This is a genomic window from Nonomuraea antri (assembly GCF_013283785.1).
In the GTDB taxonomy this organism is placed as follows: domain Bacteria; phylum Actinomycetota; class Actinomycetes; order Streptosporangiales; family Streptosporangiaceae; genus Nonomuraea; species Nonomuraea antri.
Genome location: NZ_JABCPZ010000296.1, coordinates 1 through 11,483, shown reverse-complemented (window position 1 = coordinate 11,483; position 11,483 = coordinate 1). Strand labels below are relative to the sequence as shown.

At 73.2% G+C, this 11,483-nt stretch carries 9 protein-coding genes; 1 reads left to right on the top strand and 8 read right to left on the bottom strand.

The window, feature by feature from the left end; all coding sequences use genetic code 11:
• Positions 1 to 119: 119 nt before the first annotated feature.
• Complete coding sequence (locus HII36_RS49275) at positions 120 to 284, bottom strand: hypothetical protein (RefSeq protein ID WP_173530319.1); 165 nt, start codon at positions 282 to 284, stop codon at positions 120 to 122.
• 136 nt (positions 285 to 420) lie between these two features.
• Complete coding sequence (locus tag HII36_RS49270; RefSeq protein WP_328808242.1) at positions 421 to 1,080, bottom strand: response regulator transcription factor; 660 nt, start codon at positions 1,078 to 1,080, stop codon at positions 421 to 423.
• Between the two features lie 218 nt (positions 1,081 to 1,298).
• Between HII36_RS49270 and HII36_RS49265 the strand changes: the two genes are divergently transcribed.
• The gene (locus tag HII36_RS49265) at positions 1,299 to 3,338 is read left to right on the top strand and encodes a sensor histidine kinase (protein ID WP_173530318.1); all 2,040 of its coding nucleotides are present in this window, start codon (positions 1,299 to 1,301) and stop codon (positions 3,336 to 3,338) included.
• A gap of 1,511 nt (positions 3,339 to 4,849) precedes the next feature.
• On the opposite strand, the gene HII36_RS49260 is transcribed toward HII36_RS49265, so the two are convergent.
• From HII36_RS49260 to HII36_RS49235, 6 genes are read right to left on the bottom strand one after another with little or no spacing between them, the layout of a single operon-like run.
• Positions 4,850 to 6,040: an MFS transporter gene (locus tag HII36_RS49260; RefSeq protein WP_173530317.1), complete on the bottom strand. Its 1,191-nt coding sequence runs from the start codon at positions 6,038 to 6,040 to the stop codon at positions 4,850 to 4,852.
• A 7-nt stretch (positions 6,041 to 6,047) separates the two neighbouring features.
• The gene (locus HII36_RS49255; protein ID WP_173530316.1) at positions 6,048 to 6,929 is read right to left on the bottom strand and encodes an NAD(P)-dependent oxidoreductase; all 882 of its coding nucleotides are present in this window, start codon (positions 6,927 to 6,929) and stop codon (positions 6,048 to 6,050) included.
• A 41-nt stretch (positions 6,930 to 6,970) separates the two neighbouring features.
• Entirely contained in the window at positions 6,971 to 7,900 is a 930-nt protein-coding gene (locus tag HII36_RS49250) for a diiron oxygenase (RefSeq protein WP_173530315.1), read from the bottom strand.
• Complete coding sequence (locus HII36_RS49245) at positions 7,893 to 9,191, bottom strand: diaminobutyrate--2-oxoglutarate transaminase (protein WP_173530314.1); 1,299 nt, start codon at positions 9,189 to 9,191, stop codon at positions 7,893 to 7,895. Before HII36_RS49245 ends, HII36_RS49250 begins: the two co-directional genes overlap by 8 nt.
• Entirely contained in the window at positions 9,188 to 10,144 is a 957-nt protein-coding gene (locus tag HII36_RS49240; protein WP_173530313.1) for a 3-methyl-2-oxobutanoate hydroxymethyltransferase, read from the bottom strand. The genes HII36_RS49245 and HII36_RS49240 overlap by 4 nt, the downstream gene beginning before the upstream one ends.
• The gene (locus tag HII36_RS49235; RefSeq protein WP_173530312.1) at positions 10,134 to 11,306 is read right to left on the bottom strand and encodes a pyridoxal phosphate-dependent aminotransferase; all 1,173 of its coding nucleotides are present in this window, start codon (positions 11,304 to 11,306) and stop codon (positions 10,134 to 10,136) included. The genes HII36_RS49240 and HII36_RS49235 overlap by 11 nt, the downstream gene beginning before the upstream one ends.
• Between the last annotated feature and the right edge of the window lie 177 nt (positions 11,307 to 11,483).

Sequence of the window (11,483 nt, the reverse complement as noted above, 5' to 3'; positions counted from 1 at the left end):
ACCCACACGCTTGCGCCGTCCCCGCGCCTGCCCCCAACCCGCGCCTACGCCGATCCCACGCCGGTCCAAACGCAAAAGGACCGCTCCAATCAGGAGCGGTCCTTCCCAGCGGCAGCTGTCTAGTTCACGTCCTTGCACCACATCCAGCCGTAGCCGCTGATGTAGCAGGAGTACCAGTCGGCCGCGTGCGCGGGACCGGAGAACAGGCCGAACGTGGCGACGGCGACGGCGGTGGTGGCGAGGACGGCGGCCGTCCGCTTGGCGCCGCGACCCAGGGAACGCATCACATATCTCCTTGTGCGTCAGGTACGTCGGGTTGACACCGTTCATTAGACGGCCGCGGATTTGTAGCCGGACTGACTCTGACTTGAGAGCCTCTTGTGCCTGGCTGGTGCCCCACTCATCCCGCCGCACCCGAGATCAGGGCTCGCCGAGCCCGCCGTCGCGGGCCAGCGCCAACGCCTCCGCCCTGCTGGTCACCTGGAGCTTGTCGAAGATGTGGCCGATGTGGTTGCGCACCGTCTTCTCCGAGAGCACGAGCGCCGCGGCGATGCGGTGGTTGTTGTATCCGCGGGCCGCCAGCGTGAGCACCTCGCGCTCCCGTGCCGTCAGCATGGGAAAGCGCACCTGCGAGGCGCTCGCGCGCGGGTCGGTGACCAGGCGCGAGATGCGATGCGCGACGTCGGGGCCGAAGACCGCGCCGCCGGCCGCCACGGTGTGCACCGCGTGCAGCACCGAATCGCGCCCCGCCCCCTTGACGAGGTAGCCGCGCGCGCCCGCCTGCAGCGCGGACACCAGGCTGCCGTCGTCGTCGGACATCGTCAGGATCAGCACCGGGGGAGCGTCGTCGGACGCCGCCAGCCGGCGGGTCGCCTCGACGCCCGATGCCCCGGGCAGCCCCAGATCCATGATCACGACGGTCGGGCGGTGGCGGGCCACCGCTTCGTCGATCTCCGCGGCCGAGCCCGCCTCGGCCACCACCTCGATGTCCCCCGAGCTCTCCAGCGCCGCCCGCAGGCCGTGCCGGAAGAGCGGATGATCGTCAACGATCAGCACGCGGATCCCCGTGACCTCCCCCACGGCCCCTACACTACGAGTAGTCGTCCGGGCGCGTACAGCGATTTTCGCTCCGCCCGGATCCCGGGCACCGGCCCTGGGCGCATCCGAGACCGCTGCCCCATGTGGTCATGACCGAGGGCCTGGGACGTTTGAAGGACTACGTCCCGGTGTCTCCCGTACGAACGTACGAACCGAAGTGGAGCCGCAGTGCGCGCTTGCGATCCCGGCGGAGCCCCGCGATGACGGGCACGCCCGGCCGTCCGGCCCGATGGCAACTGACCGGCGCCGCCGTGCTGTGCGCGCTCACCGTCGCGAGCCTGATCGGCTGGGGCGCGCTGCTGTTCGGCGCCCAGGCCAGGGAGGGCGACCTCGGCACGCTGCTCGACGACGCCGGTCCCGTGCTGGTCGCGCTGGTGCTGGCCGGGTGTGGTCTGGTGATCGTCGCGCACCGGCCCGGCCTGGCGATGGGCTGGCTGTTCCTGGCCACCGGGCTGGTCATGATCATGGCGCGGGTGGCGTCCGAGCTGCTGCCGGTCGTCCACGACCACGGCGCGGCGCTCACCGCGGTGCTGCTGGTCTGGGTGCTCGGCGCCGCGCTGCACGCCTTCCTCACCGCCGTGCTCCCGCTGCACTTCCCCGACGGACGGTTGCGCGCCCCGCGGCCGTACGTGTTCCTGGTCGCCGCCTGGGCGCTCACCGTGTCGTTCCTGCCGGTCGTGGCCCAGGCCGAGCAGGCGGGCCGGCCCAACCCGCTGCGCTGGTGGGCGGCGGGCCGGGCGGCCGGCGACCTCTACGAACGGTTCCACGTGGCGGTCAACCTCAGCTTCGCCGTGGTGATCGGGATCGGGCTGGCCGTGCTGGCCAGGCACTGGCGGCACGCCGACACCACGCGGCGCCGGCAGGCGGTGATGTTCATCGGGCCGTACCTGCTGTGGGCGATCGCGCTCAAGGCGGCCTACTACCTGCAGCTGAGCGGGTGGCTGCGGTTCGCGCTGCTCTGCTGCTGCGCGGCGCTGCTGAGCGCGGTGATCGTCCGGGTGTTCGGCAGAGACAGGGTGTGGGCCGTCAACCGGTCGGCCAGGCGGCTGCTGACCTGTTTCGTGCTCACCGTCGGGCTGATCCTGCTGCCCGGCGGCGCAGTCGCGCTGGTGCTGCTGCTGGCGCCCGGCGCGCGCACCTGGCCCGCGCTGGCGCTCGCCGCGCTCACGCTGGCCGTCGGTCTCACCGCGCGGCTGGCAGTCCGCTGGTCCGCCGGGGTCGCCGACCGGCTCTGTTACGGACGCCGCGCGCACCCGTACCAGCTGGTCCGCCACCTGGCCGGCGACCTCGGCCGGGCCCCGGGTCCGCAGGAGGCGGCCCGGCTGCTGTGCGACACCGTCGTCGAGCAGCTCGGGCTGCCCGCCGCGCGGATCGTGGTGCTCACCCGTCACGGGCCGCGCGAGGTCGCCGCGCGCGGCCGGATGCCCGACCGGCACGGCAGCTTCGACCTGGTGCACCAGGGCGCCGTCGTGGGCGCGCTGCGGGTCGGCGCCCGCGCCGGCGAGAGCGGGATCGACGCTCAAGACCGCGACATCCTGCGCATCCTGCTGGCCCAGTCGGCCGCGTCCGTCGCCGCCTGCCGCCTGTACGAGGACCTGCAGGCCAGTCGCGAACAGATCATCACCGCCCGCGAGGAGGAACGCCGCCGGCTGCGCCGCGAGATCCACGACGGGCTCGGCGCCACCCTGTCCGCGCTGCGCCTGTGGGTCGACACCGCGTCCGCGCAGATCCCGGGAGACTCGTCCGCGGCGGCGTCGCTGGGCGAGGTGTCGGAAGGCATCGCCCGCCTGGTCGTGGACGTCCGCCGCATCACCGACGGCCTGGTGCCCGTGGCGCTGGCCGACTTCGGGCTGAGCGAGGGCGTCCGCCGCCTCGCCGACTCCCTGCACGGCGGCGGACCGCGCATCGAGGTCGAACTCGACCCCGACCCACTGGTGGCACTGCCCGCGGCGGTCGAGGTCGCGGCCTACCGCATCGTGTCGGAAGCGCTGACGAACGCCGTGCGCCACGCACGCGCCGCGAACTGCCTGGTCAAAGTGGCCCTGACCCCGGCCGCGCTGGCGGTGGAAGTACGCGACGACGGGACGGGCTTCCGCGCCGACAGCACCCACCCGGGCATCGGCCTGCGCTCGATGGCCGAGCGCGCCGCCGAACTCAGCGGCAGGTTCTGCATGTCGAGCAACGCGTCGGGAACCCGCGTCCAGGCGTGGCTACCACACTCCACGCCTGGACCCCTCTAACTAACACTCCCGCCCCTGGACCCGTACGGCGCGCCACGCCCGGACCCTCCGGGACGACGGCCCCTTCACGCCGGAACCGATCGGCCGCCGGCTACTTCGGCGCAGGCGTCGACTCCGGGCAGTGCGGCGGACACGGGGGCACCGGCGGCTGTGGCGGCCGCGGCGGATCCCACGGACAGTACGGCGGGCAGGGGAGCGGCGGCGGTTTCCGCGGACAGTACGGCGGACACGGCAACGGCGGACACCCAGGCCCCGCCGCCCCCGCCGCCTTGTGGGCTGGGACACCCGCCGGGGACCCGTGCATCGGGATACCCGACCGGAACCCCGGCGCCGGGCTACCGCCTTGGGTTCCGTGCGCCGAGGTACCGGCGCGGATCCCATGTGCAGGGGTACCCGCCCGGGATCCGTGCACTGGGGCACCTGCCCGGGTCCCCTCGACTGGAGTACCCGCCCGGGACCCGTGTGCCGGGACCCCGGCTGGGTGGCAGTGGGCGACCGGTGACGTGTGCACGCCATCGCCCACCCGCTGGCCGGCGTGCGCCACCGGCCCCAGTCCCACCGCGGCCACCGTGATGCCCACGGCCAGAGCCAAACGGCTTAATGTACGCGACATGCGAACCTCCAAGTTCGACCAGCTGTGATCAGGCGACGACAAAGAGTAGTCGACTGATCACGCCCGCGACGGGAAACACCGCCACGGGATGGCCACAACAACCGTCCGGTCCCGAATTCCTCACTGCGGGGCGACCATGCCCCCGGCACCGGTACCGCCCCGCTGTCCGACAAGGGGCTCGACCTGGCACCCGGATTCGCAGAGGGCGTTCGCATGGTCTCGCCCGGCACCGGATTCGTCGTGATGGGGCGGCCAAGGGGACACGGCGTGGCACCTGGGTTCGCCGCGTCGGCGCGGTCGGAAGGTGCGACCTGGCGCTGGATTCGCAGACGGTGTCGCACGGCCCTCCGGAACCGGTCTCGCTTTGATGAGGCGGCAAGGGGCTTCGGGCTGGCACCCGGATTCGCTGCGACGAGGTGGCAGGGGGCTTGGCGTGGCACCCGGATTGGTTGCGATGGGGTGGTCTGAGGTGCGCACGGTGCCCAGTTCTCCGTCGTGGGATGGCCAGGAGGCGCGGTCCGGTGCTGAATCGCCGCATGGCAGCCGCGAGGTGTGGGTCTACACCGACCGGGAGGGGCGGGGCGATTCCGACTGAGAGGCGCGGGTCAGCACTGGCCGGGAGGCGTGGGTCGGGCACCAACGGGAGGTGCGGGTCGGCGCTGGCCGGGATGCGTGGGTGGCATCGGCCGGGAGGTGGCGGGTCGGCACCGATCGGAAGGCGCAGGCCAAGCGTGGGTCGGGCACCGACTGGAAGGCGCGGGTCGGCGCGGGTCAGCATAGCGCAGGAGGCGTGGGTCGGGCATTGGCCGGGAGGCGTGGGGCGGTCCCGAACAGGGGCGTGGGTGGTGCCGGTTTCGCGGGCTCGGGAGTGGGTGCCCGATCCGTAGGCAGGCCGTCGTTAGCGGCCGTTCGACGACGCAGGGGAGCTGGTCTCGGGGGCGGGTTCGGCGTGCCCGGTGGTGTGGCGGTGGCTCAGGCGGACGAGGGCGGCCGCCGTCAACAGGATCGCGACGCTCCCGGCCCAGGCCACGCCGTACCCGTGGGCCGTGGCCAGCCAGCCGAAGCCGAAGGGGCCGGTCGCGCCGCCGAGGAACAGCCCGGCGTGGATCATGCCGGTGGCCGCTCCGGCATGTCGGGGGTGCAGGGTGGCCACGCCGTGGGCCATCAGGCCTTGCCAGCTCCAGCCGATGCCGTACGCGACCAGGGCGGCCAGCGCGACGAGCGGCACCGGGGCGGCGAAGGTCAGGCCGAGCACGCCGACCGCCCCGCCCGCCAGCATGCCGGTGACCAGGGTGAACTCCTGACCGGGACGGCGGTCGGCGAGGGCGCCGGCCAGGATCCGCGCGGCGATGCCGCCCGCGCTGGCGAGGCTGACCAGCAGCCCGGCGACCGCGGGGGAGATGCCGTGCGCCGTGGCGGACGGGACGAAGAAAGTGCCCAGCGCGGTGTTGGCCGCGGCGCCGAGCGCGGCCGCGGCGGTGAGGAGCGCCAGCGCCCGGCCGGCGAACCCGCGCCGCCCGGGCGAGGACGGATCGCCGGGCCGGGACTCCCGCGCCCAGGGCGCCATGACGAACACCAGCAGACCTGGGACGACGGCCACCAGGAACGCCGGCCGCCAGCCCAGCGGGACGGCCAGCGCGGGAACGGCGGCGCCCGCGGCGAAGACGGCCATCGGCACCGCTGCCTGCTTGATCCCGAAGGCCAGCCCGAACCGCGACCCGGTCACGTGCCGTCTGATGGCGACGTTGCCGGACGGCTGGGCCACGCCGTTGGCCACCCCCGCCAGGCTCATCCACATGACCAGCTCCTGGTAGTGGCCCGCCCGGGTGATGCCCAGGCAGGCGACGACGCTGAGCGCGGCGGCCAGCCGGATCCCGAGCGGGCCGCCCACCCGGTCGGCGAGCCGCCCGCCGGGGACGGAGGCCAGCGCCGAGCAGGCGAAGAAGACGGCCGTGGCGATCCCGAGCCGGGCCGGGTTCAGCCCGAACGCGCCCGGCATGAGCACCGCCGTCGCGCCGAGCTGGTAGGCGGGCATCGGCCCGACCATGGTGGACAGGCAGGCGACGATGACGACGCGGATCTGGTTCATGTCTCGTTCACGGTTCGAGGGTCAGCTCGCGGCCGGCCTGCCGTTCCAGCCAGCGGACGACCTCGGTGTTGTCCCCGGCATCATCCCCCGACGCGGCCAGCGCACGCCGCCAGATCTCCCGGCAGACCGGCGTGAAGCGCGCCGCCCCGCCGCCGGCGGCCACGATCGAGGCGGCGATCTCCAGGTCTTTCGCCATGAGCCGCAGCGCGAAGCCGGAGTCGAACGTGCGAGGCAGGACATGGTCGGGCAGCTTGGTCTCCGTCGCGTGGCTGCGTCCGGCCGAGATGTTGATCACCTGGAGCATCGCGGCCGGTTTCAGCCCGTACGCCTGCCCCGCCAGCAGGATCTCGGCGGCGGCGGCCAGGTTGATCGACGACAGCAGGTTGTTGAGCGCCTTCAACGCGTGCCCGGAGCCGAGCGGGCCGACGTGGTGGGCGCGGCCGAGCGCCGCGAGCACCGGACGGGCCTTCGCGAACGACTCGGCCGAACCGGCCGCCATGAGGGTGAGCGTGCCGTCCCTGGCCTGAGCGGGGCTGCCGGAGACCGGGGAGTCCATGAGGTCCACGCCGTGCGCGGCGGTCAGGCGGGCCAGCTCGACCGTGCCCGCCGGGTCGGCGGAGGAGCAGTCGACGACCAGCGACCCCGGAGCGAGGTGCGCGAGCAGCCCGGTGACGACGTTTCGGACGGCCGCGCCGTCGGGCAGCATGGTCACCACGACCGGCGCCGCCAGGTCACGCACGTCGGTGACCCCGGTGACGCCCGGATGGCGACCCGCCGCGCGCGTCACGCCGGGGTCGAGGTCGAAGGCCACGGTCTCGAAGCCCGAGTCGGCCAGCCGCCGGCACATGCCGCCGCCCATGTTCCCCAGGCCCGCGATGCCCACACGCATGTTATGGCGCTCCCTTCGCCCGGCGATCTCACCCGCGCCGTTCACGCGGCGGAGAAGTCGTAGTCGATCCGGTCCTCGATCTCCAGCTCGCGCACGATGCGACGGATGCCGGAGAAGTCCCTGACCAGCAGGTTGTTCCCGGCCGCGCGCCGGCAGTCGTGGACGATCTCGTCGGCGTCCCGGATGCCGGCGTGCCGCAGGACGGCCGGCCACACGTCGAAGTCCTGGGCCACGAACGCGTTCAGCGCCTGCGGGATCGCCCGGACGAACGCCTGCCGCTGCGCGGTGCTCAGGTGCGGGTAGAGCGCCTTGACCACCTCGATCATCACCGAGCTGTGCGCGGACTCGTCGCGCGCGTGCAGCCGGGGGACCAGGGCGTGCAACGGCTGGATGGTCGTGTCGCGGGAGAGCAGTTCGAGATAGGCGTTGATGCTGATCTCCGAGACCGTCGTCCAGACCAGCTTGAGCAGGTCGCGTTCCCACTGCTCGGTGGTCTTGCGCTCGGCCTCGACCAGCCTGCGGTAGGTCACGGTGGGCGGGTAGCCCGGTTCGTCCGCGACCGCCCGCACCTGCCTGGTGCGCTGCATCGCGATCATGTGCATGTAGGTGTGCCAGACCTCGTCCACGTGGGTCTGCTGGACGGCCTGTTTGATGGCGAAGGCGTCCGTGCCGGGGAACACTCCGTGCATGATCATGGCGAAGGTCGGGTTGGCGACGTGTTCCTCGGCCGCGATCACCCGTTCGTTGTAGACGAGCCAGGCCAGGGTGAGCACCTGCTGCCGCTGCTCGGGCGCGGCCGCCGTGAACGCCGGGTGCTCGGCGAACGGCAGCAGGCGCACGGGATAGTCGGGCACCGCCCGGTCGTATTCCTCCGGTTCGGCCAGCCGGTCCATGTCCGTGCGGACGGTGGCCCGGTTCGGCCACGAGTTCGCCAGGCGGCGCAGGACGCCGGAGTCGATGGTGCTAGTCATGGTCGCCGCCTTCCGAGACGGTGGAGATCGCTTCGTGGAGAAGATCGAGGCCCTGACGCAGGCCGTCGTCGCCGATGAGGATCGGCGGCATGATCTTGAGTGTCTGGCCCCGGGCGCCCGACGTCTCGACGAGCAGGCCGCGCCGGAAGGCGGCCGAGGAGACGCGGCCGGGCAGCCGTTCCTCGGCGAAGGACAGGCCGAGGATGAGACCGCGGCCCCGCACCGTGCAGCCCAGGTGCCGCCACCGCGCCGCCAGCCCGGTCAGCCCGGCCCGCAGCTCGCCGGCGGTGCGCCGGACGGCGGCGCGGAAGCCCGGCTCGGCCCAGAGGTCGAGTGCCGCGGTCGCCGCCACGAACGCCAGGTTGTTGCCGCGGAAGGTGCCGCTGTGCTCGCCGGGACCCAGCAGGTCGAGCTCCGGCCGCACCAGCAGCAGCGACATGGGCAGCCCCAGCCCGCTGAGCGACTTGGACAGGCACACCAGATCGGGGACCACGCCCGCCTCGGTGAAGCCGAAGAACTCGCCGGTGCGGCCGCAGCCGGTCTGGATCTCGTCCAGGATCAGCGGGATCTGCCGCTCCCCGGCCACGGCGGCCAGCCTGCGCAGCCACTGCGGGCTCGCCGCCGCCAGCCCGCCCTCGCCCTGCACGCTCTCCACCACGAACGCGGCGGGCAGATCGACGCCGCTGCCCGGGTCGTCGATCATCTTGACCAGGTGGTCCACCGTGTCGACGCCTTCGCCCAGGTAACCGTCGTACGGCATGCGCGTGACGTGGGTGAGCGGCACGCCCGCGGCGCCCCGCTTGAGCGCCGTGGCCGAGGCGGCCAGCGCGCCGAGCGACAGGCCGTGGAAGCCGCCGGTGAAGGCGACGATGTCGGTGCGCCCGGTGACGCGCCTGGCGGTCTTGAACGCGGCCTCGATCGCGTTGGCGCCCGTCGGCCCGGTGAAGTGGAGCCGGTAACGCAGGCCGAGCGGTTCGAGCACCACCTCGGAGAAGCGGCGCAGGAAGCGCGCCTTCGCCGTGGTGTGCAGGTCGAGGGCGTGGACCGGGCCTTCCGCGCGCAGGTAGTCGGCGACGGCCGCGACGATGCCCGGGTGGTTGTGGCCGTAGTTCAGCGCCCCGGCCCCGGACATGAAGTCGACGTACGCGCGGCCGGTGTCGTCCCACATCAGGTGGCCACTGGCGCGGGCGAAGACGGCGGGGAAGCGGCGGCAGTAGGTGCGGACCTCGGACTCGAGCTCCTCGAACACCTGCGTGCCCAGGGAGTCGGGCGGGTGGCTCAGCAGGCTCATGACGAACTCCACGGGTCGACGCCGGCCAGCTCGCCGGGCTTGAGCGCCGCCGGCGGCGATGCCGGGAACCAGCCCGCGAGCGTGAGTCTCAGCAGCTCACGCATGCGATCGGCGATGAGCTCCGGCACGTATTTCTCGCCGACGTCGGCCGCCTCGATGACGGCGGTCGGCGGGAAGTACCGCATCGGCCTGGGCGGCCTGACCACGGAGTCCCAGAGGTTGAGGCTCTGCCCGCCCCAGCGCGCCCGGCCGCTGAAGACCGAGTAGGTCGGCAGCCCGTCGCGGTGCGGCCGGCTGAGCGCCGCGTTCACCTGCTCGCTCACCATCTCCAGCACCAGGCCGCAGGCGCCGGCGTCGCGCACCCGCCGGGCCAGCTCGAAGATGCCCAGCGCCTCGTCGTAGGAGTCGCCGTGACGGGTCAGCCGGCCGCGCTGCGGCGTGTAGCCCAGATGGGCCAGGACGGGGATGCCGCGATCGGCGACCGCCTCGATGCCGCGCACCGTCTGCGCGCCCGTCACCTCCAGCTTCACCGCGTCAGCGCCGTGCGCCATGAACCGGTCGGACGCCTTGAGCGCGCTGCGGTCGTCGGCGAACGAGCCGTCGGGCAGGTCGGCCAGCAGGAACGGCCGGCGCCGCGCCGGGAAACGCGCGTTCAGCGACTGGCGCACCTCGGCCACGAGGTCCACCATCGTGGCGAGCGCCCACTCCCGCTCCAGCGGGTCGCGCAGCACCGTGCTCGGCCGGCCCAGGTGGGTCATGAAGTACGAGTCGCCGACCATGACGCATTCGATCGGGCTGTCTTCCAGGTCGGGCACGTCGATGGCGGCTGAGAGGCCCTCCACCTCGGCGCTTCGGTACAGGTTGATCTTGATGCCGACCTGGGCCGGGTGTTCGTATCGTCTGAGGTACGGCCCGAGCGTGCCCGGCCTGCGCACCAGCGTGTCAGAGGTCATGATCGCCCTCCCGGTAGAGCTTGTTGAGATCGTCGAGCGCCTCGGCCAGCGGCTCGGGGGGAACGGCGGTGAAGCACAAGCGCACCCAGCCGGCGCAGTTGCGGCCGAACGCCGGGCCCGGCGCGAGGCCGATGCCCCGGGCGGCGCACCGGCGGACGAAGGCGGCGGCGCCCCCGGCCGCGCGCACGTCGAGGAAGGTGTAGAGGCCGCCGTGTGCCGTGGTGTGCGGGATCTCCAGCCTCCCGCGCACCAGCGACCAGGCCGCGGCGGCGGCGTACGCCCGCGCGGCCAGCTCGGCGGCCGGGGTCGTCAGCGCCTGGTACGCCAGGAACTGCGAGGTGGTGGAGACGGCGTACGTCGAGTAGAGCGCCCACTTGCCCAGCGCCTGCTCGCACCCCGGCGGGCAGATCAGATAGCCCGCCCGGGCGCCCGGCATCGCGTACGTCTTGCTGAAGCTGTGCACCGAGAACGTGCGCGCACCGGCCCCCTCCAGCGCGGCGACGTCGACGAACCCCTCGGTGGAGAAGTCGTACGCCTCGTAGGCGTTGTCGGCGATCAGCCACAGGTCGTGCCGCTCCGCCAGCGCGGCCAGCCGCCGCAGGGCCGCGGCGTCGAGCCGGAAACCGGTGGGATTGTTGGGATTGTTGAAGTAGACGGCACGGGTGCGCGGCCCCACGGCGGCCTCGACGGCGGACGCGAAGTCGAAACCCGGGTCGGCCGACAGCTCCAGGAACACCGGGACCTCCCGCGCGACACCCCCGGCCGCCGCCACCAGCCCGGACGCGAACAGCCACTGCGGGGAGAGGATCACCACCTGGTCACCGGGATCGAGCACGGCCTGAAGGATCATGGAGATCGCGTGGGTGGCGCCCGCGGTCACCACGACCCGCTCGGCGGGCACCGGCACGCCGCGCCGCTCCCCGGCCTGGCTCGCGATCGCCTGTCTGAGCATGGGCACGCCGCCGGGCGGAGCGTGCTGGTGCGGCGCGAGCTCGAACTCGCCCGCCGCCCAGTCGCGCGGACGTGCGCACGGCTCGAACCAGGTCTTCCCCTGGTGCAGCGGGATCGTGCGTGCCGTACCCCGCCGCCGTTCCAGCAGGCGCTGGACGTCGAGGAAAGGAGAGGAAGGGATCGCGTTCAGCGCGTCGTTCAGTGCGGGCATGGCCAGGTCACCTCATCGGGTTCGGCGGCGGTCCGCCGGTCAGGTGCCCGCCCGCCGGCGCGGTGACGGGCGGACTGGGCGGGTCGGGCGGAGCTGGGCGGCTGGGCGGTGCAGGATCGGGCGGTGCAGGATCGGGCGGTGCAGGATCGGGCGGTGCAGGATCGGGCGGTGCGGGAT